We start from the raw sequence: 26855 nt of genomic DNA, 5'->3' as shown, positions 1-26855 counted from the left end.
TCATACACGTCTGCGGTCGCGTCCACTGGGTAGGGCTGCGGATGAAACCCGCCATCCGCCGTCAGCCGTCGTACGCGACAAGGAGGCCTCCGTGGCCGTACCGGCCCACATCTTCAGTGCCGAGAGCGCCGCCGCCGAGGCGCCGCTCACCAGCGAGCCGCCGCTGCCCGCCGCCGAGCCCCTCACCAGCGAGCCCCCGCTCGCCGACGCGGAGGCGATGACGAGCGAGCACGCCGACGCCGAGGCGGACCCCACGGGGCTGTACGAGGGTCCGGTCCCGGCGCTGTCGGACCTCGCGGGGCTGTAGATGTCCGTACCCGGGTCGGCCGAACCCGTCGAGGCCCACGAGAGCGGGGAGAGCCGGGCCGAGGAACGCCTCGCGCTCGCCCGCCTCGCCGAGCTGCACGGCGTCGCCCCCTCCTTCAGCCCCTCACCGGAGCGTACGGTCGCCGCCTCCGACGCCGCGCTCGTCGCCGTACTGGCCGCCCTCGGCGTCGACGCGACCACCCCGGAGACCGTCCGGGCCGCCCTCGCCGCTCGCGAACGGGAAGTGGCGGCGCGGCTGCTGCCACCCACGGTGGTGTGCGGCGCCGACGGTACGGCGGCCGCGCTGGCCCTTCTGCCCGAGGGCACCCGACTGCGCATCCGCACCGAGCAGGGCGAGATCCGCGACTCGGTCGACCAGCTCCCGCCCGGCATCCACGAGCTGGACGCCGAGGCGCCCGACGGCCGGGCCGCCCGCGCCCATCTCGTCGTCGCCCCGGCCCGGCTGCCCACGCCCACCGGACGCTCGTACGGACTCCTCGTCCAGCTGTACTCCCTCCTGTCCCGTCGCTCCTGGGGCATGGGTGACCTCGGTGATCTCGGCGAGCTGAGCGCCTGGGCCGGACGGGCGCTCGGTGCCGGATTCGTGCAGGTCAACCCCTTGCACGCGGCTGTCCCCGGGGCGCCGACCGATCCGTCCCCGTACCGGCCGTCCTCCCGTCGCTTCCCCGATCCCGTGCATCTGCGGGTCGAGGCCGTACCGGAGTTCGCCTACCTCCGGACGGCCGAGGACCGTGAGCGGGTGCGCGGGCTGCTGGAGCGGGCCGGGCGGCTGCGGGAGTCGGTGCTGGACAAGGGCGAGCTGATCGACCGGGACGCCGTGTGGGAACTCAAGCGCGAGGCCCTGGAACTGGTGTGCGCCGTACCGCTCGGGCCCGGACGGCAGGCCGCGTACTCCGACTTCCTCGCCCGGGCCGGCGAGCCGCTGGAGGACCACGCCACCTGGTGCGCGCTGGCCGAGACGCACGGCTCGGACTGGTCGCGCTGGCCGGCCGGCCTCCAGGACCCCCGGTCGGCCGAAACCGCCCGCGTCCGGGGCGAGTTGATGGACCGCGTCGACTTCCACTCCCGGCTCGCCTGGCTCACCTACACCCAACTCGCCGACGCCCAGCGGGCGGCACGCGAGGCGGGCATGCCGGTCGGGATCGTGCACGACCTCGCGGTCGGGGTGCATCCCGGGGGTGCCGACGCCTGGGCGCAGCAGGAGTACTTCGCGGCAGGCATGTCGGTCGGCGCACCCCCGGACGCGTTCAACGCGCGCGGCCAGGACTGGGGCCTGCCGCCCTGGCGACCGGACCGGCTGGCCGAGTCCGGCTACGCCCCGTACCGCCAGCTGCTGCGCTCCCTCTTCGGCTACGCGGGCGCCCTGCGCATCGACCACGTCATGGGCCTGTTCCGGCTCTGGTGGGTGCCTCAGGGGCTGGCGCCGACGGAGGGGGCGTACGTCCGTTACGACGCCGAGGCCATGCTCGCCGTCCTCGCGCTGGAGGCCTCGCGGGCCGGGGCGGTGGTGATCGGCGAGGACCTGGGGACCGTCGAACCGGGCGTCCGGGAGACGCTGCACGAACGCGGGGTGCTCGGCACGTCCGTGCTGTGGTTCGAACGGGACTGGGACGGCGACGGACGCCCCCTGCCCCCCGACCACTGGCGCGCCGACTGTCTCGCCACCGTCACCACCCACGACCTGCCGCCGACCGCCGCCCGTCTCACCGGCGAGCACGTCGAACTCCGCGACCGGCTGGGCCTGTTGACCAGCCCACTGGCCCAGGAGCGGGCCGTCGCCGCCGCCGACACGAACGAGTGGCTGACCCTGCTGGCCCGCCTCGGCCTGCTCCAGGGGGGCGGCGGCGGTCTCTCGGGGACGGCGGAGGAGGCCGAGATCCAGGCCGTACACCGCTATCTGCTGCGCACGCCCGCCCGCATGATCGGCGTCTGGCTCCCGGACTGCGTCGGCGACCGGCGCCCGCAGAACCTGCCGGGCACGTGGGACCAGTACCCGAACTGGCGGCTGCCCGTCGCCGACGCGGAGGGCCGCCCGGTGACGCTGGAGGAGCTGGCGGGGTCGGCGCGGCTGTGGGCGCTGATGGGGGTGTTGCGGGACGGGGGGTGACCGCGTCGGGCCGCCCTTCGCGGGGCGCCGACCCCCTCGTACGGCACCCCGGGCGCGCGGCCCCGGCGGGCGTTCGCTACTTTTGCACCGTGGACAAGACGAACGCCCTGCGCGCCGGTGCCCTGGTGGCCGGTACGACGCTGATGATGCTGCTCATGACGTCTCCCGCGCTCGCGCTCACCCGCGACGACGGTGACGACCCCGGCCCCGGCCTGAGCGTCATCGAGACGCTGGGCCTCTACGTTGTCGCCCCGATCGCGCTGTTCGCGGTCATCGCGGGCCTGGTGATGGTCCTGGACAAGTCCTCGGACCGCGCCCCCAAGGTCGTCAAGCCCAAGCCCGCCAAGGCGAAGGTCTGACCTGAGCTGTTGTTCCGAGGGCGCCGTTCGCACCCCCTGACCCATGGGGTGCGAACGGCGCCCTCGGCGTGTTCTCAGCCGTCCGTCGCCGCCAGCAGTTCCCGCAGCAGGTCGGCCAGTTGTCCGGCCCGCTCGGCGTCGAGGGCGGCCAGGGCCTCCGTCTGCGCGGCGAGACCGACGCCGACCGCCTGGTCCACGCGGGTCAGCCCCTCCTCGGTCAGGGTGACCTGGAGGCCGCGCCGGTCATGGGGGTCGGGGGAGCGGCGTACCAGCCCGGCCCGCTCCAGCTTGTCGAGGCGGCCGGTCATCCCGCCGGTGGTGAGCATCAGCGTCGACGACAGCTGCCGCGGCGAGAGCGTGTACGGCTCGCCCGCCCGGCGCAGGGTCGCGAGCACGTCGAACTCGCCGCGTGCGATCCCGAACCGGGCGTACGCCTTCTCCGTCCGGTCGGCCATGGCGCGCGCGAGCCGGTAGACGCGGCCGAACACCTCCATCGCGGCGGTGTCGAGATCGGGCCGCACCACCGCCCACTGGTCGATGATCGCGTCGACGGGGTCCCTGCGCTGCGGCGGCTGTGCGCTTGCACTCATGGGCCGAGTATCGCCGAACAGGAGCCGGACGGTCACTCGCGAGAAAGTAGCTTGACGGAAAGTTGCTTAGCGCTAAGCTACTTATCGCTGACCTAATTCGAAGGAATCCGAAGGGTGCGCTCATGCCCGCCAGCCGCTCCGCCCTCGTCCCCACCATCGCCCTCACCGCCCTGGCACCCATCTCCTGGGGCACCACGTACGCGGTCACCACCGAGTTCCTCCCGCCCGACCGGCCCCTCTTCACCGCCCTGCTGCGCGCCCTGCCCGCCGGTCTCGTGCTGCTCGCGCTGACCCGGGTGCTGCCGCGCGGCGCCTGGTGGTGGAAGGCGACGGTCCTCGGCGCGCTCAACATCGGCGCCTTCTTCCCGCTGCTGTTCCTGTCCGCGTACCGGCTGCCCGGCGGTATGGCGGCGGTCGTCGGGTCGGTCGGCCCGCTGTTCGTCGCCGGGCTCGCGACACTGCTCCTGGGCGAGCGTCCGACCGTACGCACCCTGCTCACCGGGATCGCGGCGGCGCTCGGCGTCAGTCTGGTCGTCCTGAAGGCGGCCGGGGCGCTGGACACCGTGGGCGTGCTGGCCGCCCTCGCCTCCACCGCGTCGATGTCGACGGGCACCGTACTGACGAAGCGCTGGGGCCGCCCGGACGGCGTCGGCCCGCTCGCCCTCACCGGCTGGCAACTGACCGCCGGCGGTCTGCTCGTCGCGCCCCTCGCCGTGCTCGTCGAGGGTGCTCCGCCCGCGCTGGACGGCCGGGCCGCCGCCGGGTACCTCTACCTCGCCCTGGCGAACACGGCGGTGGCGTACTGGCTCTGGTTCCGCGGCATCGGCCGGCTCACCGCGACCCAGGTCACCTTCCTCGGCCCGCTGTCCCCGCTCACCGCCGCGTTCGTCGGCTGGGCGGCCCTCGACCAGTCGCTGACACCGGTCCAACTGGCGGGCATGGCACTGGCGTTCGGGGCGACGGTGGTGGGGCAACTGGGGGCGCGCGGAGTGTCCGCCCCGAGGAGCGGCCCCGGTGCGAGGAAGGGGCGGGTTCCCGCCCTGGTGGCGCGCCGCTGACCGGGAACACGTGAACGCCGAACGGCGCGCCCCGGCAGACCGGGACGCGCCGTTCGATCAGGGCGCTCAGCGTGAGTCGGGGACCTATGAGGCCGCCGCGTCCGCCGCCTGTGCCCTGAGGGCGCGCTCGACACCGGAACGGGACTCCGAGACGAGCCGGCGCAGAGCGGCGTTCGGCTCGGCGGCGGTCAGCCAGGCGTCCGTCTTCGCCAGGGTCTCCTGGGACACCTGGACGGCCGGGTAGAAGCCGATGGCGATCTGCTGGGCGATCTCGTGCGAGCGAGAGTCCCAGGCCTCCTTGACCACCGCGAAGTACTTGTCGGTGTACGGCTCCAGGAGCTCGCGCTGGTCGGTCTGGACGAAGCCCCCGATCACCGCCTCCTGGACGGCGTTGGGCAGCTTGTCGGACTCGATGACCGACGCCCAGGCCTCCGCCTTGGCCTCCGGGGTCGGACGGGCGGCCCGGGCGGTGGCGGCGTGACGCTCACCGGCAGCCGTCTTGTCCCGCTCGTACTCGCCCGCGATCTCCTCCTCGTCGAAGCGCCCGACGGCCGCCAGCCGCTGCACGAACGACCAGCGCAGCTCGGTGTCGACGGCCAGCCCCTCGATGGTCTGCGTGCCCTCGAGCAGCGCGTCCAGGAGGTCCAGCTGCTCCGGCGTACGGGCCGTGGCCGCGAAGGCACGCGCCCAGGCCAGCTGGTGGTCCGAGCCCGCCTCGGCCGCGCGGAGGTGGGCCAGCGTGGCGTCCGTCCAGCGGGTCAGCAGGGCCTCGCGGGCGGCCGGGTCGGCGTACAGGTCGATCGCCAGCTTCACCTGCCGCTGGAGCGACTGCACGACGCCGATGTCCGCCTCCTTGCCGATGCCCGAGAGGACGAGGGAGAGGTAGTCGCGGGTGGCCAGTTCGGCGTCGCGGGTCATGTCCCAGGCGGAGGCCCAGCACAGCGCGCGCGGCAGCGAGGCCTCGAAGTCGCCCAGGTGTTCGGTGACGAAGGCGAGGGACGCGTCGTCGAGGCGGACCTTGGAGTACGACAGGTCGTCGTCGTTGAGCAGGATCACGGCCGGACGACGCCTGCCGACCAGCTGCGGTACGGCCGTCAGCTCGCCGTCGACGTCCAGCTCGATCCGCCCGCTCTCGTCGTCGCGCAGCAGCTTGCCGCTCTCGTCGTCGAGGTCGTACAGGCCGACGGCGATCCGGTGCGGCCGGAGCGTCGGCTCACCCTTCGCGCCGGCGGGCAGGGCCGGGGCCTCCTGGCGGATGGCGAAGGAGGTGATGACCCCGTCCGCGTCCGTCTCGATCTCGGGCCGCAGGATGTTGATGCCGGCCGTCTCCAGCCACGACTTCGACCAGGCCTTCAGATCACGCCCGGAGGTCTCCTCCAGGGCGCCCAGCAGGTCGCTGAGCCGCGTGTTGCCGTACGCGTGCTGCTTGAAGTAGGCCTGCACGCCCGCGAAGAACGCGTTCTGGCCGACGTACGCGACGAGCTGCTTGAGTACGGAGGCGCCCTTGGCGTACGTGATGCCGTCGAAGTTGACGAGGACGTCGTCGAGGTCGCCGATGTCGGCCATGATCGGGTGGGTGGACGGCAGCTGGTCCTGGCGGTAGGCCCACGTCTTCATGGAGTTGGCGAACGTGGTCCAGCTGTGCGGCCAGCGCGACTGCGGGGCGTACGCCTGGCACGCGGCCTCGGCGTAGGTGGCGAACGACTCGTTCAGCCACAGGTCGTTCCACCACTCCATGGTGACCAGGTTGCCGAACCACATGTGGGCCAGCTCGTGCAGGATCGTGGCGGCCCGCGTCTCGTACGCGGCGTCGGTCACCTTCGACCGGAACACGTACTGGTCGCGGAAGGTGACCGCGCCCGCGTTCTCCATGGCACCGGCGTTGAACTCGGGAACGAACAGCTGGTCGTACTTCTTGAACGGGTACGCGTAGTCGAACTTCTCCTGGAACCACTCGAAGCCCTGCCGGGTCACCGCGAAGATGGCGTCGGAGTCGAGGAACTCGGCGAGCGAGGGCCGGCAGTAGATGCCGAGCGGGACGGTCTGGCCGTCCGCCTCGTACACGCTGTGGACCGAGTGGTACGGGCCGACGATGAGCGCGGTGATGTACGTGGAGATACGGGGCGTCGGCTCGAAGCGCCAGACGTCGTCCTTGGGCTCGGGCGTCGGCGAGTTGGAGATGACGGTCCAGCCGGACGGCGCCGTCACCGTGAACTGGAAGGTCGCCTTGAGATCCGGCTGCTCGAACGAGGCGAACACGCGCCGCGCGTCCGGCACCTCGAACTGGGTGTAGAGATACGCCTGCTGGTCGACGGGGTCGACGAAGCGGTGCAGGCCCTCACCGGTGTTGGTGTAGGCGCAGTCGGCGACGACGCGCAGCACGTTGCGGCCGGCCAGCAGTCCCGTCAGCGCGATCCGGGAGTCCTTGAAGACCTCGTCGGGGTCGAGCGTGTCACCGTTGAGGGTGACTTCGTTCACCGTCGGAGCCACCAGGTCGATGAAGGACTCCGCGCCGGTCTCGGCGGAGTCGAAGCGCACCGTGGTCACGGACCTGTAGGTGCCGCCCTCCTGCGCGCCGGAGAGATCGAGCTCGATCTCGTACGAGTCAACGGTGAGCAGCTTCGCCCGCGCTTGCGCCTCTTCGCGGGTCAGGTTTGTGCCAGGCACGCGGTCATCTCCTCGTATGTGTGGGTTGCGTCATCCTTCCATGGGACCCAGGGCCGACGCGATGTCCGGAACCCGCCGGTGAGCGCGGGTGGACCGGTGGTCCACTGATCCCTCAGAGGGTGCGTTCTGCTGACGCTTCGGGGGGCCGGATGGTTCCGCTCCTGGGAGCTTCGCGCCCACCCTCCTTGGCAGGAGCGCCAAGGAGGGTGAAGGGTAATACTACTAGTAGCCGCTCTCTTCATACCTTGTTACCGTTGAGGTATGAAGATCAGTGTGAGTCTGCCCCAGGAGGACGTCTCCTTCGTCGACGAGTACGCACAGAGAACACAGGCGGCGTCGCGCTCCGCGGTGATACACGACGCGATCGAACTCCTGCGTGCCGCTCGGCTGGAGGAGGAGTACGCGGAGGCCTTCGCCGAATGGGACGGCAGCGAGGACGCGGCGTTCTGGGAGCGGTTCTCGGCGGACGGGCTCACCGATGAAGCGCGGTGACATCTACCTGGTCGACTACGAGCCGGCGCGCGGCAGTGAAACCAACAAGGCGCGTCCGGCCGTTGTCGTCTCGAACGACGCGGCCAACGCCGCGGTGGCGCGGACGGGGCTGGGCGTGGTGACGCTCGTGCCGCTCACGTCGAACACCTCGCGTGTGTACCCCTTCCAGGTGCTGCTGTCCGCGGAGGAGTGTGGCCTGCCCAAGGACTCGAAGGTCCAGTGCGAGCAGTTGCGGGCCCTCGCGCCCGAGAGGCTGTTGCGCGCGATCGGCTCGGTACCCCGGCAGCGGATGGCCGAGATCGACGTGGCGCTGCGGCGGCACTTGGCGCTTTGAGCCCCTACGCGAAGGGGTGCCCGCCAGTCACCGGCGGGCACCCCATGAGTCGTACTGGCGGTAGGGTCGTCATTCCTACCGGTGGGCCGGGTCAGCTCCCGCCCAGCTCCACCGCCACCAGCTCCGCGATCTGCACCGCGTTCAGCGCCGCGCCCTTGCGCAGGTTGTCGTTGGAGACGAAGAACGCGAGCCCGTTCTCCGCCGTCTCGTCCACGCGGATCCGGCCCACGAACGACGCGTCCTGGCCGGCCGCCTCCAGGGGGGTCGGGATGTCCGAGAGGACGACACCCGGCGCCCCCGCCAGCAGCTCCGTGGCCCGCTCCACCGACAGCGGGCGGGCGAACCGCGCGTTCACCTGCAGCGAGTGCCCCGAGAACACCGGCACACGGACACACGTACCGGAGACCTTCAGCTCCGGGATCTCCAGGATCTTGCGGGACTCGTTGCGGAGCTTCTGCTCCTCGTCCGTCTCGAACGAACCGTCGTCGACCAGGTTGCCCGCCAGCGGCAGCACGTTGAACGCGATCGGACGCTTGTAGACCTGCGGCTCGGGGAAGTCGACCGCCGAACCGTCGTGCGTCAGCTTGTCCGCGTCGGCGATCACCTTCTGCGCCTGGCCGTGCAGCTCCGCCACACCCGCCACACCCGAACCGGACACCGCCTGGTACGTCGCGACGACCAGCGCGTCGAGGCCCGCCTCCGTGTGCAGCGGACGCAGGACCGGCATCGCGGCCATCGTCGTGCAGTTCGGGTTGGCGATGATGCCCTTGGGGCGGTCGACGATCGCGTGCGGGTTCACCTCGGAGACGACCAGGGGCACGTCCGGGTCCCGCCGCCACGCCGACGAGTTGTCGATCACCACGGCACCCTGCGAGGCGACCTTCTCCGCGAGCGCCTTCGAGGTCGCGCCGCCCGCCGAGAACAGCACGATGTCGAGGCCGGCGTAGTCGGCCGTGGCCGCGTCCTCCACCGTGACGCCGTCGAGGACCGAGCCCGCCGACCGAGCCGACGCGAACAGCCGCAGCTCGGTGACCGGGAACTCACGCTCGACAAGGATCCTGCGCATGACCGTGCCGACCTGTCCGGTGGCTCCGACGATTCCGACCCTCACGGCGACTCCTTCTGTATGGCGCTGTATCGCGCGACCGATTGCGTGACCGGCGCATTTCCATCATGCGTCCCACCCGGGGCAACATGTCCAATCCTTTGCCCGGCATGCCCGAGGACTGGGACAGGACACGAGCCGCGAACGGTCGCGATATTCCGGTGGCACCCCTGCCGAGCTGGAGAAACCCGCTCCGCGAGGACGGTGGGGCGCAAGCTGTACGGGCCCGGCCGACCGGGGACGGGCGAGGCGTTCGTCTCGCTTCGATAACGGTGTGACGTACGTCTCCGCCGAGGTCGAACGTTTCGGGCGCCCTCGGCGTCGTAGAGAAAACGCGGCGAGGGGGAGGGTGCTTGTGCTGCGCAGAAAGGCCCGGCGCGTCCAGGAGGACGAACACGGCGACCCGCTGGACACGGCGCAGGAGCGCAGGGTCCGAGCGGTGCTCGCGCTCGGCGGCGTGCCGCAGGCGGACCTGCTGGACGGGGTACAGCAGGTCCGCCTGCGGCTGCTGGAACGCACCGCGAACGGACACGAGGCACCGCGTGACGTCTCGGCGTGGGCGGCGGTCGTCGCCTCCAACCTCGCCATGGACTGGCACCGGTCGAAGCGCCGCCAGGAACGGCTGGGGGAGCGGCTCGCCTCCCTGCGCCAGCCGGTGGCCCACCCCTCCGGCGAGGAGACGAGCCTGCTCTCCCTCGCCGTCGCCCGAGGACTCGACGACCTGCCCGACCCGCAGCGCCAGGTGCTGGTCCTGCGCTTCTTCGCCGACCTGCCGGTACGCGGGATCGCCGAGGAACTGGGTATCCCGGAGGGCACGGTCAAGAGCAGGCTGCACACGGCGGTACGGGCACTGCGTGCCCGCCTGCACGAGGACGAGGTGGTGTGACATGGCCGCCGAACACAACGGCGTGGACGCGCTGATGGCCGCGCTGACGGACGACCCGCTGCCCGAAGGGGCCCTCACGGACGCCGACTTCATGGCCGAACACTGGTCGGCGGCGGCCGATGTGGCGCTGCTGCGCGAGCAGTTGGGGCTCATCGGGGACGCGCTGGCGGCGCAGGAACACACGGAGCCCGCGGTGGCGCCGGTGCGCGGTCCGGCCAAGGCCGCGGTCCGGGCGCCGACCCGGACTCCGCTACGGCAACGGCCGTACTGGCGCCCGCTGCGCACCCTCGCCCTCGGTGTCGCCGCGGTGTCCGCCGCCGGAGCCATGATCACCGGGTCGGGATGGCTGCTCTCGCAGGCAGGCAACGGGGCCGAGGACGCGGGGACGTCCTCGGCGGCCGACGTGGGGACGTCCCCGTCGGCCGGCGCGGCGCCGTCCCACTCGCTCGACCCGGACAGCGGCGGGCCTGTCAGGACCGGGGGTGGCACGGGTGCGCTGAGTCACACGGGATATCTCGCCTGCGCCCGTCTGGTCGTCGAGGGCACTGTCACCGCCGTCGACCCCGGCCCCGGCACCGACCAGGACCGGATCACCCTGCGGGTGAGCCGCTACTACAAGCCGGCCGAGGGCCCGGCCGAGGTGACGTTCGTGATGGACCAGGACGTCGACCCCCGGCTGACGGTGGGCGTCCACACCCTGATCGGTATCGCGACGGACGCCGTGACCCCCGACACCTGGTCCACCGACGAGAAGGAGATCGCCGCCGAGCGGGCCTGGATCACGGCGGCGCTGCCCGGGTCCCGCACCCTCGCGTGCGAGTGATCCGAGTCTGTCGAGTGAACGACAAAGGGGCGGGCGCCCGGTACCAGGTACCGGACGCCCGCCCTTCGGTCGTACCTACCGCTACGGGGTGACCTTCTCGATCTTCACGTTGCCGATGCCGGCTGCCGTGCCGTGCGCGTTCACCAGGGCGACCTGGCCGAAGAACTCGCGGCCGGCGGGCGCCGGGGCGTTGGCGATGATGTTGCCGGAGACGGTCGCCGAGGCGCCCGTGCCGAGCTTCACCGGGGTGCCGGCGACCTGGATGGAGCCCAGGGCGGACGAGTAGAAGACGTCCTGGTAGTCGTACGCGGTCGTACCGGCCGGGATCGCGTAGCCGATGACCTGCACGGTGTACGTACCGGCGGCGGGCGAGGCGATGGAGACCGCCTCCTCCGAGTCGCCGTCGGCGGAGTTGGCGACCTCGTTGCCGGCCGCGTCGTACACGAACAGGTCGAGGTCGGCGGCGGTGTCCGAGACGTTGCCGATGGCGACGTCCAGGGACTGGGCGCCCGCGGGCACCTCGACCGTGGTCGTCTGGGTCTCACCGTTGGCGATGGTCGGACGGGCGTTCAGCGCGGAGCCGAGCGGACCGCCGACCAGCTTGCCGTCGACCGGGGCCAGGTTGTTCGTCACCTTCCAGGAGGCGGCGATCGGCGTACCGACCTTGGCCTCGGGGACGGTCACGACATCCGGGTCGAAGGTCGCGCCCAGGACGGTGGCGTCCAGCGTGTACGGGTTGTCGAGCAGCGGCGACGTACGACGCGACTCGACCTCGACCTCCCAGACACCGGCCTGCGGGTTCGGGTACGAACGCACGTCGGGCGCGCAGCCGTTGGTGTTCGGGTAGTTGCTGTAGCAGTACGGCGTGCCCGTGTCCTCGACCGGGACACCGTACGGGTGGATCGAGATGAACCGGGTCTGGCTGGTGGCCGCCAGTCCGCTGATCGCGACCTCAAGGGTCTTGGCGCCCTCGGGAACGGTCAGGAAGTAGGACTTGCTGCTGTTGCGCTGGACCGAGCCCGACGCGGAGAACGTGTACTTGACCGGCTTCGAGATCACGACCGTGGTCAGGATCTGCTTGTCGACGACCTCGGTCTGCGGGTCGTCGACCTCAAGGATCGCGCTCTTGATGCCGGCCGTCTTCGAGTTCGCGACGACCTTGATCGTGACCGGCTTGTTCAGCGGCAGGCTGACGTCTTCCTTGCCGGCGATCCTGAAGGTGCCACCGATGTTGTTCCTGAAGCGCAGGTCGTGCCGGATCGCCTTGGCGGGACCGGACGTACGCGTCACGGTGACGTCGTACGTCTTGCTGACGCCGAGCTTGAGGCCGCCTTCGCGGTCGTACAGACCGGTGCCGAAGCCCGGGGTCTTCAGCGCGAAGTCGATCGCGGTGTCGACCGGGGCCTTGACGGTGTAGTCCTGGGCGGTGGCACCGGCCGTGATGGCCTTCCACGCGTCCACGATGTTGATGAGACCGGCGCCTTCTTCGTACGCCTGCACACCTTCGATGTGGTCGGCGTGCGTGGCCAGGGCCGTGCGGAGGTCGGCCGGGGAGAGGGCGATGTGCCTCTGCTTGGCGGCCGAGAGCAGCAGCGCCGAGGCGCCGGCGGCCTGCGGGGACGCCATCGAGGTGCCCTGCAGCATCGAGTAGCCGGCCGGGAGGGTGTAGCCCGCCTGGGCGACCGGGGAGCCCGGCAGCCAGGTCTGCGTGGTGTTGATCGAGGCGCCGGGCGCGGTGATCGTCGGCGTGAAGCCGCCGTCCTCACGCGGACCGCGCGAGGAGAACGGCAGCATCGCGTACTTCTTCGACACGATCGAGCCGTAGTTGGACGCCCAGGTCTCCTTGGAGATGGACGCGCCGACGGAGATGACCTTGTCGGCCAGACCGGGGTCACCGATCGTGTTGGCACCGGGGCCGGAGTTGCCGGCCGAGATGACGAGCTGGACGCCGTACGTGTCGATCAGACGCGTGTACAGCTCGGCGCGCGCGTTGTTGCCGTCGTTCAGCGCCGGGAGGCCGCCGATCGACATGTTGACGATGTCGACGCCACGGTTGACGACGAGGTCGATCATGCCCTCGGTCAGCGCGACGTTGGTGCAGCCCGGGCCGAAGACGCAGGCGCGGGACGACACGATCTTGGCGCCGGGCGCGGCGCCGTTCATCTTGCCGCCGAACAGGCTGTTCGCCGCGGTGATACCGGCGACGTGGGTGCCGTGCTCGGACGAGATCATGCCGATGTTGGCGTAGTCGGCCTTGGCGCCGGCCGCGTTGTAGACGACGTCCTTGCGGATCTCGACGACGAACGGGATGCGCTCGACGACGTCGGTCGCCGGGTTGTCCGTCCCGAAGTAGCCGACCTGGTAGCCGTCCTTGTACGGCTTCATCGGGGTGTCGTCGGTGAAGTCGTGGTTGTCGTTCACGTCGACGGTGACCGTGCCGGCGGCGGCGTTGTACAGCACGCCCCAGACGTCGGTCTTGTCGCCGTCGCGGTTGACGTCGCCGGCCTGGTCGCCGCCGGCGGTGGCGGACTCGGCGAAGTAGCTGAACTTGTAGTCGCCGACCGGCGCCGTGAAGTTCTCGGTGCCCTGGCTGGCCGTGGTGATGGCGAAGGCCGGACCGGCGACCGCCCTCGTCTGCCGCAGCCAACTGCCGTCGCCGTCGGAGACCGGGTCGGTGGACGTCACCCAGTCGACGATCTTGCGCTCACCGGTGGTGGTCTTCTGCAGAGCGGGGTGCCCCAGGTCCACACCGGAGTCGAGGATGCCGATGGTGATACCGCGGCCGTCCGCCTTCGGGTTCTTCTTCACGAAGTCGACGGCGCCCGTCTCGAAGGACGGGTTGTACGGGTTCGCGGCGGGCGTGTTCTTGTCCGGCGCCGCGTAGGTCTTGGCCTTGGTCTTGGCGGCACTCGCCTGGGGGGCGGAGGCGGTGTCGGCACTCGGGGTCGGGTCGTCCAGCGGGATGTCCTGGCGCAGGTCGATCCCGTGTACGGAGGAGAGCTTCGCGGCGGCCTTGATGGCCGCGTCGGCCTTCGCGGTCGGGACCGTGGCCCGGACGTAGCCGACCTTGTCGAAGGTCCGGCCCACGAGGCCGCCCTGGACCGCGTCCAGCTGCGCGGCGACCTGCTCGGTCTGGCCCGGAGCGGTGGCGATCATCATCGTGACGTTCTTGTCGCCGTCGGCCTTGGCCTCGGAGAGAAGCTCGGCGTCGTCGGAGCCGAGCTTGTCGTGCGCCGACTTGACGGTGCCGTCGGCCGGGGCCGCCCCCGTCGCGGTGTCCGCGGAGAAGGCCATGGGTATGGGCCCTGCCCCGGAGAGAGCGGCCACCAGTCCGGCGGCCACGGCTATGCGTGCCAGGCGTCTCGCGCTCGTTATCGGTTCGCGCTCGGGCGTGAAGGTCATCGGCATCCCTTGTAGGTAAAGGAACGTGCGTCGAGCGACCAGGTCGATCGACCCTGGCCGCGATCGTCCGGATACGACCCCGGATGATCGCCCAGCTTTACTCAAGGGACAGATGTTTGGGGAAGGTTGACCGAAACGATATGGATGGATGGGGAAAACCCGCGATCTGCCATGAGGAGGTATGGCCAAAATGGCGGCCTTTCACACCTTGTGTGACCCGGTCAGGTAGGGGGTGAAGCGAGGGGTGCGCTCTGATGCGGCGCGGCACCGGTCGGCCGCCGCGAACAGCTCTCCCGCACGGCCCATGGCTCTCCGCCACCGCCCACGGCTCGATCTGGACCCCGGCCGGACAATTCGCCGCCGGAATCCGCCGGGCGCGTTAACTTCCTTGTGTGCGAACGACCTTGAGGGTGGCGGCCTACGCCGTCTGTGTCCGGAACGACCAGATTCTGCTTGCCCGCAGCCCCGACGGCCGGGGCGGCCACGAGTGGGTACTGCCGGGCGGCGGCATGGAGCACGGTGAGGATCCGTACGACACGGTCCGCCGTGAACTCATGGAGGAGACGGGCTATCGCATCGACGTGACAGGCCTGCTGGGCATCGACTCGCGCCGCCGTACCTTCACCCACCGCAGGTGGCGCCCGGTGGACCACCAGGGTCTGGCGCTGGTCTACGAGGGTCTGGTCACCGGCGGCGAACTCCGCCCGGAGACGAACGGCTCCACGGATCTCGCCGCCTGGCACGACCTGGACGCGGTGGCGGGGCTGCGGAGGGCACGGACGGTGATCGTCGGGCTGGAGCTGTGGCGGGAACGGCCGGTCACGGGGAGGGTCGTGCAGGCGGGCGAGTAGCCCGTCTACCCCGTCAGATGAACGCGGAGTGACCGGCTCCGGGCCGTTCGCGGTGCGGTCGTGAACGGGCGAGGTGGCCCAAGATCCACGTACGGAGATCGGCGTCGCGCGTTGCTGCCTCGTTCACGCGCAGGTCATCCCCAGTGCCAAGCATCCAGAGTGAGCGGGACGTTCGCACCTGCGACCACCCGTGACCACTTCCGACGCGTTCGCACTCGGGGAGACCGCGCCATGTCGCGCACACGCTCTGTCGCCGGCCCCACGCCGGGTCCCAATCGACGTACCGTACTCGCCGCGGCCGGGGCGGTGTCCGTCTCGGCGGGCGTCGGCTACGCCCTGCGGCCCAGTGACAGCCAGGCCGCCACGTCGGCCGAAGCCGCAGCCGCCGAGAACCCGGCGACCGTGCCCCACCAGGCGGCGCCGGCCGCGCTCGCCCCGTCCGTCCGGGGCACCACGCTCGACACCGTCTCCGCGCCCCTCGGCGCGGGCGGCTACCGACGCCTCGGCGACGGCCCGGCCTGGCAGCGGGTCGTACGGAGCGAACTGGCCGAACCCCGCTCCGGCCGTGCCGCCCGCCGGACCACCATGGCGGCCTTCGTCCAGTTCACGGACCTGCACCTGACCGACGTACAGCACCCGCTGCGCCTGGAGTACATGCGTTCGGCCGACCGGCACGCCTGGCGCCCGCACGAGGCACTGTCGGTGCAGGGCGCGACCTCGCTGGTCGAGCGGATCAACGCGCTGCGCGGGGCGCCGGTCACCGGCTCGCCGCTCCACTTCGTGATGACCACCGGCGACAACACGGACAACAACGCGCACTCCGAGCTGGAGTGGTTCATGAAGGTGATGAGCGGCGGGCGCATGACGCCGAACACCGGTGACCCGCGCCACTACGAGGGCGTCCAGAACAGCGGCCTCCCGCTCTACTGGCAGCCGGACTCCGTCACCCGCGACTCCGACAAGCAGGACGGCTTCCCGCACATCGACGGCTTCCTCGAAGCGGCGATACGGGAGGTGCGCAGCCCCGGCCTGAACCTTCCCTGGTACTCGACGGTCGGCAACCACGACTCCCTGCCCCTCGGCTGCTACGCCTCCCACAGCGATCCCTTCCTCACCGACTTCGCGGTCGGCGGCAAGAAGCTGATGGATCTGCCGACGGCACGCAGCAAGGCGCTCCAGGACCAGATCAGAAGCTCCGACGACCCGAAGGGCATCCATTTCCGGGAGCTGATCCAGGCCCACACCCGCGACCTGCGCTCGGTCACCCCGGACGAGAAGCGGGCCCCCTTCACCCGGGCCGAGTACCTGAAGGCGCACCTGGACCCGGCGTACAAGGGGGTCGGCCCGGTGGGCCACGGCTACTCGACGGCCAACCTGGACTCCGGCACCCAGTACTACACCTTCCGTATCTCGGACGACGTCGTCGGCATCAGCATCGACACCACCGACCCCGGGGGCCACTACCAGGGCTCGATCGGCGCGGCCCAGGTGCGCTGGCTGGACCGGACGTTGCGCGAGCACGCGAAGGACGGCTCGTACGCGATCGTCTTCAGCCACCACACCAGCGAGTCGATGACCAACACCCACCTCGACCCGGCCCACCCGGACGAACGACGCTACGACGGTTCGGCGGTCGTGGCTCTCCTCGCCAGCCACAGCAACGTCCTGGCCTGGGTGAACGGCCACATCCACCGTAACGTCATCAAGGCGCACTCGGCCCCGGACAACCGCTCGTTCTGGGAGATCTCGACGGCCTCGCACATCGACTTCCCCCAACTGGCCCGAGTCATCGAGCTGGTGGACAACAGGGACGGCACGCTCTCCCTCTTCACGACCCTGGTCGAATCGGCGGCCCCGCACAGGACGGACTACACCGACCTCTCCCAGACGGGCCTGGCGGCGCTGTACCGGGAGCTGTCGTTCAACGCGCCGGGGGCGAACATGGACCTGTCGGGAGGCGCGGGGGACCGGAACGTGGAGCTGGTGCTGCGGAAGGGCTGACGGCCGGGCCCGCCGCACTCCCGGTATTGACCGAAAGGCGCTCAACCATCACCCCCCTGTCAACCTCCCGCTCATCCGTCGTGTCACTCCTGCCGACGCTCAAGAACAGGACGAGCGACAACGAGCAAGGTCGAGCAGGGAAGAACAAGGGGGAACGGATGTCAGTCAACAAGAGGCTGTTCGGGATGGTCGCGGCGCTCGCCGTCGCGGCAGGCGCGTTCGCGGCACCCGCCGTGGCGGCTCCGGCCGAACGGGGCGGCGGCCACGAGGCCACCCGGAAGGCCATGGACGCCGCGATCCTGGACGGCGTACCCGGCGTGGCCCTCCAGGCCAAGGACGGCCACGGCGTCTGGAAGGCGACGGCGGGTGTCGGCAACCGTAGGACCGGTGCGCCGCGCAGCGCCCAGGACAACTTCCGGTCCGGCAGCATCACCAAGACCTTCATCGCGACCGTCCTGCTCCAACTGGAGGCCGAGGGGCGGGTGTCCCTGGACGACACGGTCGACAAGTGGCTGCCCGGAGTCGTACGGGGCAACGGCCACGACGGACGGAAGATCACCCTCCGTCAGCTCCTCAACCACACCAGCGGCATCTTCAACTACACCGAGGACGAGGACTTCCAGCGCGAGGTATTCCTCGCGGAGGGCTTCTTCAAGAACCGGTACCGCACCTGGACCCCGAAGGAGATCGTCGGGATCGCCATGGCTCACAAGCCCGAGTTCGCCCCGGGCACGGGCTGGAGCTATTCCAACACCAACTACACGCTCGCCGGGATGGTCATCAAGAAGGTGACCGGCAACTCGTACGGCGACGAGGTCCGGCGGCGCGTCATCAAGCCGCTCGGCCTGCACGGTACGTACATGCCGGGTACGAGCGCCAAGGTGCCGCAGACCAGCAGCCGCGCCTACTCGACGCTCGCCGCGAACCCCGGCGGCAGGATCTACGACGTCACCGAGCTCAACCCCTCCGTCGCCAACTCCGCCGGCGAGATCATCTCCAACTCCGGTGATCTGAACCGGTTCTACTCGGCGCTGCTGCGCGGCAAGGTGCTGCCCGCGAAGCAACTCGCCGAGATGAGGACGACCGTCCCCGCCGACCAGGTCGACGGGCGCTACGGACTCGGGCTCATCGAGAACGAGCTGAGCTGCGGGGTCACCGTCTGGGGCCACAGCGGCGGCATCCACGGTTCCAGCTCGGTCGCCGTCACCACGGCCGACGGCAGGCATTCCCTCGCCTTCAACTTCAACGGCGACTGGAGCGGCGACTCGGCGAAGATCGTCGAGGCGGAGTACTGCGGGACCGAGTAGCCACGCTCGGGGAAACGAGGGAGAACGCGGGAGACACGAGGAGGGGCCCCCGGTCGCCCGGCGGCCCCTCCTCTCCCCTCCAGGTACTGCCCGGTCCGTCACTACCTGGGCAGAACCACGACATACGCGGCCGGCTCGCGGTCCCCCGACGCCATCAGAGCCGTGCGTACGACAGTTGCCTGCTGCGCGATCGCCTCGCGCAGTTTGCGCGGCGTGATGTGGACGACCGTGATGCCCAGCCGCTCCAGATGCTCCCGCTTACGGGCGTACTCCGACCAGAGCGCGTCGTCCTCCTGCCGGTTGCCCGGGCGCGGGGCGCGCGTGTCGAGCTCCACGGCCACCGCCTGGTCGGGCCAGTAGGCGTCGAGGCCGCCGAGGCACGGGCCGCCCGGCAGGCGCAGGTCGACGTTCCAGACGGGTTCCGGGAGGCCGTGGTCGCGGACCATCCGGTACAGCCGGTCCTCCGCGACAGCGCGGCCCTCCGCGAGCAGGGAGTCGACGGCGTCCACGACATGCGGTCGGCCCAGCAGCCGCCCCTGGCTCAACTCGCGTACCACCGAGGCCGGTTCACAGTGACCGCCGCGCACCGCGTCGGTCAGCAGCCGGCGTACGGTGTCCGCGTCCGTGAGTCCGGCCACCGCGTCGGCGAGGGCGCGGGCAACCGGCGCGACCGGGAGCCCGTTGATCAGCTCGGGCGTGGGCAGGGCCGAGGAACGGACGATGCGGACGCAGCCCGTCGAGCGGAGCCGGCGCAGCCGGGGGACCAGGACGTCGACGGTGCCGAGGGACAGCAGTGGAGGCGCGGACGCGAAGCCGTGCAGGGCGAGCGCGGCGAGGCCGGTGATCATGGCCTCGGCATAGACCGGGCGGCCTCGCTCCCGGTAGGGCTCCTCGGAGTCGGGCTGGGCGGGGATCCCCGTCGCCGGCCGCTCCTTCGCCGCGTACAGGAGTGCCGCGTGTAGCCGTTCCTCGCTGGTGGGCGGTCCCGGGTGCAGCAGGAACACGCCCGGCAGGATCTGCTGCCAGGGTCCGCCGGACCGGCACTGCTCGTTCGCCTCGGCGAGCGGGACGCCGTTCGCCCGCAGTTGCGCGGTGGTCAGTACCCGGCGCTGTACGTGGGACAGGTGACGGAGGGGGCGGGTGCTCGGGGAGAGCGGGGTGTTGTGGGTCATGACTCCGGCATTCCCGTGTCCGATCCGCCCCCTAACCGCTGTTACAGTCCCGTCGACAATTCCGGACAAGCTCGCCCTAAAGTGCAAGCGTTCGAGTGCCGAAAGGTGCTGGTCCCTCCGGGGGTTACGGGGGTGAGTGAGCGGGTTCGGTAACGGTGGGGTCGGCGGGGCGGTGGGGTCGTGGGTGCGGGCCCGGTGGGGGCTGGTCGCGCAGTTCCCCGCGCCCCTGAAAAGCAGGGGCTGCGCCCCGTGCTTTTCGGCCCGCAGGGCCGGGTCTTTGTCTTTGGGGGCGCGGGGAACTGCGCGAGAAGCCCCACCGGGCCCGCACCCGACAACGCACCCAACCTCTTACCGCACCGCCGCCCCATCGCACGCCTGCGCCCGCAGTGCCCGTGCCAGGTCGTCCCGGGCCTCCAGGACCAGGCGCCGCAGGGCCGGCGCCACGTCCGCGTGGGTCGTCAGCCACGCGTCGGTCGTCGCCAGCGTCTCCGGTGAGTCCTGGAGGGACGGGAACAGGCCCCGTACGACGTCCATCCCGATCTGGATCGAGCGGTCGGCCCACGTCCGCTCGATCACCTCGAAGTACTTCTCCGCGTACGGCGCGAGAAGCTCCCGCTGCGAACCCTGAACGAAGCCCGAGATGGTGGCCTCGACAAGGGCGTTGGACAGCGCGTCCGACTCGACGACCTGGGCCCACGCCTGCGCCTTGACGGCGGCCGAGGGACGGGGGGCGAGGCAGCGGACCTGGTGGCGCTTGCCGGACGCCGTGTCGTCGCGGGCGAGTTCGGCCGCGAGGGCCTTCTCGTCGGCGACGCCGTGCGAGGTGAGCGGTTCCAGGAACGCCCACCGCAGCTCCTGGTCGACGTCGAGACCGTCGATCTTCGCCGTGCCCTCCAACAGCCCCTGGAGCAGCTGGAGATCGGCCTCGCTCGACGCCACGGCCGCCAGGAATCGGGCCCACGTCAACTGGTGCTGGCTGCCCGGCTCGGCGAGCCGCAGTTCCTTCAACGCGCCCTCGGCGAGCAGGCGTTCACCGGCCGCCCGCCAGTCGGGGGCCGCGTAGTGGGTGAGCGCGGAGCCGGCCCACGCGTGCAGCATCTGGAGCACGCCGATGTCCGACTCGCGCCCCGCGAACCGCAGCACCAGGTCGACGAAGTCCCGAGCCGGCATCAGCGCGTCCCGCGTCAGGTTCCACAGCGCGGACCAGCACAGGGCACGGGCGAGCGGGTCGGTGATGTCGCCGAGGTGCGCCCGCAGCGTCGCCAACGAGCCCTCGTCGAACCGGATCTTGCAGTACGTCAGGTCGTCGTCGTTGACGAGAACGAGGTCGGGGGCCTCGCTCCCGACCAGCTCGGCGACGACAGTGCGGGGCCCGTCGATATCGACCTCGGCACGCGCGTACCGCTCCAACACCCCGTCCACGGAACGCCGGTAGAGACCCACGGCCACGCGGTGGGGCCGCAGTTCGGGGTGCGACTCGGCGGCCTCCTGGATCACGGCCAGCTCGGTGATCAGCCCGTCCGCGCTCAACAGCACAGCCGGGGTGAGGGAGTTGACCCCGGCGGTCTGGAGCCACGCGCGCGACCAGGACGCCATGTCGCGCCCGCTGGTCTCCTCCAGCACCGACAGCAGGTCACCGAGGCGCGTGTTGCCGTACGCGTGCCGCTTGAAGTACCGCCGCGCACCTTCGAGAAACGCGTCCGGACCCACGTAGGCGACGAGCTGCTTGAGTACGGAGGCGCCCTTGGCGTAGGTGATGCCGTCGAAGTTGAGCTTGGCGTCCTCCAGGTCGCGGATGTCGGCCGTGACGGGGTGCGTGGAGGGTAGCTGGTCGGCGCGGTAGGCCCAGGCCTTGCGGTTGTTGGCGAAGGTGACCCAGCCGCTGGTGAAACGGGTCGCCTCGACGAGCGAGAAGGAGCCCATGAAGTCGGCGAAGGACTCCTTGAGCCACAGGTCGTCCCACCACTCCATGGTGACGAGGTCGCCGAACCACATGTGGGCCATCTCGTGCAGGACGACGTTCGCCCGCCGCTCGTACGCCGCCTGCGTCACCTTGCCCCGGAAGATGAACTCCTCGCGGAAGGTGACCAGCCCCGGGTTCTCCATCGCGCCGAGGTTGTACTCGGGCACGAACGCCTGGTCGTACTTCCCGAAGGGGTACGGGTAGTCGAAGTGGTCGTGGAAGAAGTCCAGCCCCTGCTTGGTGACGAGGAAGACGTCGTCGGAGTCGAAGTAGGGGGCGAGACCCTTGCGGCACATGGCGCCGAGGGGGATGTCGAGGGTCGTACCGTCGGCGAACGTACGGGAGTACGAGTCGGTGACGTAGTGGTACGGCCCCGCGAGGATGGTGGTGATGTACGTGGAGATCGGCTTGGTCTCGGCGAACCGCCACACGCCGTCGACCAGATCCCCCACCCCGTTGCTCCACGCGACCCACTCCTCGGGCGCCCGTACCTCGAAGCGGAAGGGGGCCTTCAGGTCGGGCTGCTCGAAGTTGGCGAAGACGCGGCGGGAGTCGGCGGGTTCGTACTGCGTGTACAGGTAGACCTCGCCGTCCTCGGGGTCGACGAAGCGGTGCAGTCCCTCGCCGGTGCGGGAGTAGGCGCACTGGGCGTCGACCACCAGCTCGTTGTCGGCGGCGAGATCCTCCAGCAGGATGCGCGTGCCGTCGAACACGGCCCCCGGGTCGAGATCCCGGCCGTTGAGGGAGACGGCGGTCACGCTCGGCGCGACAAGATCCGCGAAACTGGCGGCACCGGGCTCGGCACACCGGAACCGGATCGTGGTCACGGACCGAAAGGTCCGAGCCCCGCCCGCGCCACTACCACTCCCACTGGCTGAGTCGCCCAGGGCGGACCGCACGTCGAGGAACACCTCGTACCCGTCGACGGACAGCAGGGCGGCCCGCTCGCGGGCCTCGTCGCGGGACAGATTCTCACCGGGCACGGAGCACTCCCTCGATTGTCATCAGTACGGCCGACCAGCACCGATCCTGCCACGCGCCGATGGCACCGGGCACCCGGGAATGCGACGGTGCCGGGGATGCGTTCCCTGTTGAAAGCACATCTTTCTCTAGGAGACCCATGTCCGAGACGAGCTCGACCAAGACCCCCGTCGACTTCTGGTTCGACCCGCTCTGTCCCTGGGCCTGGATGACCTCCCGGTGGGTCCTGGAGGTGGAGAAGGTCCGTGACATCGAGGTCCGCTGGCACGTCATGAGCCTGGCGGTACTCAACGAGGACAAGCTCGACGAGCTGCCCGACGAGTACCGCGAGATGCTCACCGGCAGGGCCTGGCTGGGCGTGAAGGTCGTGACGGCGGCCGCGCAGAAGCACGGCGCCGACGTCCTCGGCCCCCTCTACACGGCCCTGGGCACGCGCGTCCACAACAAGGGCGAGGGTCTGACCCTCGAGTCGATCGCCGCCGCTCTGGCCGACGTCGGCCTGCCCGCCGACCTGATCGACTACGCCGAGCAGCAGGACTTCGAGTTCGACGCCGAGCTGCGCGCCTCCCACAAGGAGGGCATCACCAAGGTCGGCCAGGACGTCGGCACCCCCGTGATCGCGGTCCCCGGCGCCGACGGTGAACAGATCGCCTTCTTCGGCCCGGTCGTCACCCCGGCCCCGAAGGGCGAGGAGGCCGCCAAGCTGTGGGACGGCACTCTGCTGGTCGCCTCGGTCCCCGGCTTCTACGAGATCAAGCGTTCGCGGACGGCGGGCCCGGACTTCAGCAACCTGTAGGGCGACCGGCCCGTCAGCCCTTGGCCTCGGCTTCCAGCTCGGAGTCCTTGCTGGGAGCCTTGGTCTCGGGCTTGGGGAAGGAGCCGCCGTCCTTGTGGTTCCCCAGCCGTTGGAAGCGCAGGCAGCCCTCGCGGGTGCAGCGGTAGTAGGCCCCCAGACGGGTGTGTTTCGGCTTCTGCCCCGCGACGTACGTCTTCTCCGCGTCGGTCAGTCGGCGGAAGTCCTGGACCGTGCCTGCGCAGTTCACGCACCGCATCGACAGCATGTGATCCTCCCGGTGTGGCGGGTTCCGGTGGAGATGTCCCGGACCCCCGAGAGTAGGTCCGCGCACGGGCGTAGGGAATGGGGCGGCCCCCGCGAGTCATGTCCTCGCGGGGGCCGCCCGTCATTCCGCCTGCCGTCGCGTTCGGTGAGAAGACGATCACGAGGCAGGACGCTTCACCGTGGTCGGCGAGCTCTGCGCGCTGTGCGCGGGCGCCACGGTCCGCGCGATCCGCTCAGGGCGCCAACAGCAGTACGTCCGCACGGGACTTGGCGGCGGTGTAACGCTTCGCCACGTCCTGCCAGTTGACGACGGCCCACATCGCGTCGATGAAGTCGACCTTCTGGTTCCTGTACTGGAGATAGAAGGCGTGCTCCCAGGCGTCGAAGACCAGGATCGGGGTGGCGCCCTGACCGGTGTTGCCCTGGTGGTCGTAGACCTGCTCGACGATCAGTCGCCCGCTCAGCGGTTCGTGGGCAAGGACACCCCAGCCCGAACCCTGCGTTGTCGCGGCGGCCTTGGTGAGCTGCGCCTTGAAGCCGGCGTACGAGCCGAACGACTCGGCGATCGCGTCGGCGAGTTCGCCCACACCGTCCTTCTCCAGCGGTTCGCCACCGCCGTCGCCGGTCATGTTGTGCCAGTAGACGGAGTGCAGGATGTGGCCGGAGAGATGAAAGGCGAGGCTCTTCTCCAGGCCGTTGATCGACCCCCAGGACTCCTTGTCGCGCGCCTCCGCGAGCTGCTCCAACGTGTCGTTGGCGCCCTTCACGTACGCCGCGTGATGCTTGTCGTGGTGCAGCTCGATGATCTCGGGGCTGATCACGGGCGCGAGCGCCGAGTAGTCGTACGGCAGCTCAGGGAGCGTGTAGACGGGCATGCGGGGGTCCCCTCGACCTCTTATTGCACATTACTTGCAACTACACGCTAGCAACAAAAAGACCCTCGCGTGCATGGCGCGAGGGTCTTTTTCCGGGAGAGACGCAGGAGGCAAGGTAAGGCAGGGCGGGGCAGGAGGCAGGGCGGTCTACGGCTGGGCGACAGACGTGTAGTGCGAGGCGTCTCCCGTGATCGAGTAGCTCTCCTTGCCGTCGATGCCGACCGGGATGTCACCGGCGATGGTCACCCGGTGCAGACGGCGGGGCAGGCCGTTGTAGTTGTCGATGGCGTAGTGCTGGGTGATGCGGTTGTCGAAGAGGACGAGCTGGTTCGGCGACCAACGGTGGCGCAGGACGTTCTCCGGACGGGTGACGTAGGCCTGGAGCAGATCCAGGATCTTGCGGGATTCGGTTACCGACAGACCGACGATCCGCTGCGCGAACCCGCCGATGAACAGCCCGCGTTCGCCGGTCAACGGGTGGACGCGGACGACCGGGTGGGCCGTACGGAACGTGATGGATGTGAACTGGGCGCGCTGGGCGGCCAGTTCCTCGTCGAGGCTCTCGTCCGGCACCGCGTAGTCGTAGTCGTTGGTGTGCTCGGCCCACAGGTTGTCGGCCAACTTCCGCAGGGGTTCCGGCAGATCACGGTAGGCGGCGGCCGAACTGGCGATCAGGGTCTCGCCGCCGTACGGCGGGACGGTGATGCTGCGCAGGGTGCTGGCCTGCGGCGGGTTGAGGACGAAGGTGACGTCCGTGTGCCAGTGGTTGGCGGCGCGGCCCCGCTCGCTGTCGACCGGCAGGACGTTCGCGGCGCCATCGACGGACGGCACGGTCGGGTGGGCGGTGGTCAGCTCGCCGAAGTGGCGGACGAAGGCCTGCTGGCCCTCGTCGTCGAGGTTCACGTCGTCGAAGACCAGGGCCTTGTGGACGCCCAGGGCCTCGCGGAGAGCGGCGACCTGTACCTCGTCGAGCGGCTTGGAGATGTCCACGCCCGAGACTCGGGCGCCGATGTTCGCGGTGACCTTCTGGATTTCGATGCCGGACATGTGAGGATCCTTTCGGGGTTCGTCAGACGAGGGCGGGGGTCTGTGTGCTGCTGACGTACTGGTTCGCGGGGCGCGGGAGGCCGTACCTCTCGCGCAGGGTCTGGCGGGGCCCGTACTCCTCACGGAGCAGACCGCGGGCACGCAGGATCGGGACGACCTGGTCGACGAAGGCCTCCAGCCCGGAGGGCAGGACCGCGGGCATGATGTTGAAGCCGTCGGCGGCACCCCGCGTGAACCAGGTCTCGATCTCGTCGGCCACCTGCTCGGGCGTACCGGCGAAGGTGAGGTGCCCGCGCCCGCCGCCGAGCCGTCCGATGAGCTGCCGCACGGTGAGGCGCTCGCGCCGGGCCAGCTCGACGACGAGCGTGTAGCGGCTCTTGGCGCCCTCGATCGCGCTCTCGGGCGGCAGGTCGGCCGGCAGCTGAGCGTCCAACTCCAGTGTTCCGGCGGGCAGTTTGAGCAGGTTCTCCAGGTTGCCCACGCCGTGCGCGTACACGATGTGGTCCTCCAGTACCTGCTCGTTGGCCAGCGCCTCGGCCTCCGTGGAGCCGAGCACCGGGACGATGCCGGGCAGCACCTTGATGTGGTCCGGGTCCCGACCACCCGCCGCAGTACGGGACTTGAGGTCGGCGTAGAAGGCCTGCGCGTCCTCGATGGTCTGCTGGGCGGTGAACACGGCTTCCGCGTACCGGGCCGCGAACGCCTTGCCGTCCTCGCTCGACCCCGCCTGCACCAGCACCGGGTAACCCTGCGGCGAACGCGGCACGTTGAGGGCGCCCTCGACGCTGAAGTACGTCCCCCGGTGGCGCGGCGGATGGACCTTCGCGTCGTCGCCCCAGACGCCGGTGGCCTTGTCGGCGACGATCGCGTCGTCCTCCCAGCTGTCCCAGAGCTTGAGGGCGACATCGAGGAACTCGGCGGCCCGGGCGTACCGCTGGGCGTGGGCGGGTTCCGCGTCGAGCCCGAAGTTACGGGCGGCCTCGGCACCGGCGGTGGTGACGATGTTCCAGCCCGCCCGGCCCCCGCTGATGATGTCGAGAGAGGCGAACTTGCGGGCCAGGTTGTAGGGGGAGTTGTAGGACGTGGAGGCGGTCGCGATCAGACCGATGTGCGTGGTCGCCGTGGCCAGGGCCGTCAGCAGGGTGAGCGGCTCCAGGGCACCCGCGGGGCGCTGGGCCACACTGCCCCACAACTGGGGGCTGTCGGCCAGGAACAACGAGTCGAAGGTCCCGCGCTCGGCGATCCGGGCCAGCCGTACGTAGTGGTCCAACTCGACGTGCGCGTACGGGTCGCTTTCGGGTAGCCGCCACGAGGCTTCGTGATGGCCGGTGGTCATGAGGAAGGCGTTGAGGTGGAGTTGGCGGGCCATGGTGGTTCCTTTGCTTGCAGCGGCTTTTCGTCGCCGGCCCGGGCAATCCAGCCCGTCCGGCGTTTGAGGACGAGGCCCC

The 26855-nt window shown here is 70.3% G+C and carries 22 protein-coding genes; 12 read left to right on the top strand and 10 right to left on the bottom strand.

The genetic code is table 11. The features are described from left to right. Positions 1-91: 91 nt before the first annotated feature. The 3 genes from PV734_RS44100 to PV734_RS44090 all read left to right on the top strand — a co-directional run bounded on the left by PV734_RS44100 (position 92) and on the right by PV734_RS44090 (position 2793). Positions 92-307 carry a hypothetical protein gene (locus PV734_RS44100; RefSeq protein WP_398394433.1) on the top strand — a complete coding sequence of 72 codons (216 nt, stop codon included), beginning with the start codon at positions 92-94 and terminating at the stop codon, positions 305-307. Further along, the gene (malQ, locus tag PV734_RS44095; protein WP_319294878.1) at positions 308-2434 is read left to right on the top strand and encodes a 4-alpha-glucanotransferase; all 2127 of its coding nucleotides are present in this window, start codon (positions 308-310) and stop codon (positions 2432-2434) included. An 89-nt stretch (positions 2435-2523) separates the two neighbouring features. Next, entirely contained in the window at positions 2524-2793 is a 270-nt protein-coding gene (locus tag PV734_RS44090) for a hypothetical protein (protein WP_319090023.1), read from the top strand. A 74-nt stretch (positions 2794-2867) separates the two neighbouring features. Here the strand turns inward: PV734_RS44090 and PV734_RS44085 are convergent, their stop codons facing one another. Then, positions 2868-3383, bottom strand: coding sequence for a MarR family winged helix-turn-helix transcriptional regulator (locus PV734_RS44085; protein WP_319090022.1), 516 nt, complete (start codon positions 3381-3383; stop codon positions 2868-2870). Between the two features lie 122 nt (positions 3384-3505). On the opposite strand from PV734_RS44085, the gene PV734_RS44080 reads away from it, so the two are divergent. Then, a complete protein-coding gene (locus PV734_RS44080; RefSeq protein ID WP_319090021.1) occupies positions 3506-4441 on the top strand; it encodes an EamA family transporter in 936 nt (311 codons plus the stop codon). Positions 4442-4525: 84 nt separating this feature from the next. Here the strand turns inward: PV734_RS44080 and pepN (PV734_RS44075) are convergent, their stop codons facing one another. Further along, complete coding sequence (pepN, locus tag PV734_RS44075; protein ID WP_319294876.1) at positions 4526-7108, bottom strand: aminopeptidase N; 2583 nt, start codon at positions 7106-7108, stop codon at positions 4526-4528. 261 nt (positions 7109-7369) lie between these two features. Between pepN (PV734_RS44075) and PV734_RS44070 the strand changes: the two genes are divergently transcribed. Both PV734_RS44070 and PV734_RS44065 read left to right on the top strand, forming a co-directional pair. Further along, positions 7370-7600, top strand: a complete 231-nt coding sequence (locus tag PV734_RS44070; RefSeq protein ID WP_319090019.1) for a ribbon-helix-helix domain-containing protein — start codon at positions 7370-7372, stop codon at positions 7598-7600. Beyond that, positions 7587-7934: a type II toxin-antitoxin system PemK/MazF family toxin gene (locus PV734_RS44065; RefSeq protein WP_319090018.1), complete on the top strand. Its 348-nt coding sequence runs from the start codon at positions 7587-7589 to the stop codon at positions 7932-7934. Before PV734_RS44070 ends, PV734_RS44065 begins: the two co-directional genes overlap by 14 nt. Positions 7935-8025: 91 nt before the next feature. On the opposite strand, the gene PV734_RS44060 is transcribed toward PV734_RS44065, so the two are convergent. Continuing rightward, entirely contained in the window at positions 8026-9045 is a 1020-nt protein-coding gene (locus PV734_RS44060) for an aspartate-semialdehyde dehydrogenase (protein ID WP_319090017.1), read from the bottom strand. A gap of 343 nt (positions 9046-9388) precedes the next feature. Here PV734_RS44060 and PV734_RS44055 point away from each other — a divergent pair, with 343 nt between their 5' ends. Both PV734_RS44055 and PV734_RS44050 read left to right on the top strand, forming a co-directional pair. Beyond that, positions 9389-9925 (top strand): sigma-70 family RNA polymerase sigma factor, encoded by a 537-nt coding sequence (locus PV734_RS44055; RefSeq protein WP_319090016.1) that lies wholly within the window; start codon positions 9389-9391, stop codon positions 9923-9925. Position 9926: 1 nt separating this feature from the next. Further along, entirely contained in the window at positions 9927-10748 is an 822-nt protein-coding gene (locus tag PV734_RS44050; RefSeq protein WP_319294874.1) for a hypothetical protein, read from the top strand. A gap of 81 nt (positions 10749-10829) precedes the next feature. Here the strand turns inward: PV734_RS44050 and PV734_RS44045 are convergent, their stop codons facing one another. Beyond that, positions 10830-14150 carry a S8 family serine peptidase gene (locus tag PV734_RS44045; protein ID WP_319294872.1) on the bottom strand — a complete coding sequence of 1107 codons (3321 nt, stop codon included), beginning with the start codon at positions 14148-14150 and terminating at the stop codon, positions 10830-10832. 392 nt (positions 14151-14542) lie between these two features. On the opposite strand from PV734_RS44045, the gene PV734_RS44040 reads away from it, so the two are divergent. From PV734_RS44040 to PV734_RS44030, 3 genes are all read left to right on the top strand, one after another. Beyond that, on the top strand, positions 14543-15001 hold the full coding sequence (locus PV734_RS44040) for an NUDIX hydrolase (RefSeq protein WP_319090013.1): 459 nt from the start codon (positions 14543-14545) through the stop codon (positions 14999-15001). 231 nt (positions 15002-15232) lie between these two features. Continuing rightward, positions 15233-17002: a TIGR03767 family metallophosphoesterase gene (locus tag PV734_RS44035; RefSeq protein ID WP_319294870.1), complete on the top strand. Its 1770-nt coding sequence runs from the start codon at positions 15233-15235 to the stop codon at positions 17000-17002. A gap of 158 nt (positions 17003-17160) precedes the next feature. After that, positions 17161-18309, top strand: coding sequence for a serine hydrolase domain-containing protein (locus PV734_RS44030; RefSeq protein ID WP_319294868.1), 1149 nt, complete (start codon positions 17161-17163; stop codon positions 18307-18309). 101 nt (positions 18310-18410) lie between these two features. Here PV734_RS44030 and PV734_RS44025 read toward each other — a convergent pair whose 3' ends face one another. Together PV734_RS44025 and pepN (PV734_RS44020) are read right to left on the bottom strand one after the other, a co-directional pair. Continuing rightward, positions 18411-19481 (bottom strand): hypothetical protein, encoded by a 1071-nt coding sequence (locus PV734_RS44025; RefSeq protein WP_319294866.1) that lies wholly within the window; start codon positions 19479-19481, stop codon positions 18411-18413. Between the two features lie 348 nt (positions 19482-19829). Further along, a complete protein-coding gene (pepN, locus tag PV734_RS44020) occupies positions 19830-22427 on the bottom strand; it encodes an aminopeptidase N (protein ID WP_319294864.1) in 2598 nt (865 codons plus the stop codon). A 137-nt stretch (positions 22428-22564) separates the two neighbouring features. On the opposite strand from pepN (PV734_RS44020), the gene PV734_RS44015 reads away from it, so the two are divergent. Then, complete coding sequence (locus PV734_RS44015) at positions 22565-23221, top strand: DsbA family protein (protein ID WP_319294863.1); 657 nt, start codon at positions 22565-22567, stop codon at positions 23219-23221. Positions 23222-23234: 13 nt separating this feature from the next. On the opposite strand, the gene PV734_RS44010 is transcribed toward PV734_RS44015, so the two are convergent. The 4 genes from PV734_RS44010 to PV734_RS43995 all read right to left on the bottom strand — a co-directional run bounded on the left by PV734_RS44010 (position 23235) and on the right by PV734_RS43995 (position 26776). Next, a complete protein-coding gene (locus PV734_RS44010; RefSeq protein WP_319090007.1) occupies positions 23235-23486 on the bottom strand; it encodes a hypothetical protein in 252 nt (83 codons plus the stop codon). Between the two features lie 232 nt (positions 23487-23718). Further along, positions 23719-24360 carry a superoxide dismutase gene (locus PV734_RS44005; RefSeq protein WP_319294862.1) on the bottom strand — a complete coding sequence of 214 codons (642 nt, stop codon included), beginning with the start codon at positions 24358-24360 and terminating at the stop codon, positions 23719-23721. Positions 24361-24507: 147 nt separating this feature from the next. Then, positions 24508-25407 carry a TauD/TfdA family dioxygenase gene (locus PV734_RS44000; RefSeq protein ID WP_319294860.1) on the bottom strand — a complete coding sequence of 300 codons (900 nt, stop codon included), beginning with the start codon at positions 25405-25407 and terminating at the stop codon, positions 24508-24510. 22 nt (positions 25408-25429) lie between these two features. Next, the gene (locus PV734_RS43995; protein ID WP_319294858.1) at positions 25430-26776 is read right to left on the bottom strand and encodes an LLM class flavin-dependent oxidoreductase; all 1347 of its coding nucleotides are present in this window, start codon (positions 26774-26776) and stop codon (positions 25430-25432) included. Between the last annotated feature and the right edge of the window lie 79 nt (positions 26777-26855).

This window comes from Streptomyces sp. AK08-02, from assembly GCF_033795085.1.
Lineage (GTDB): Bacteria > Actinomycetota > Actinomycetes > Streptomycetales > Streptomycetaceae > Streptomyces > Streptomyces echiniscabiei.
This window is presented reverse-complemented; position numbering and strand designations above follow the sequence as displayed.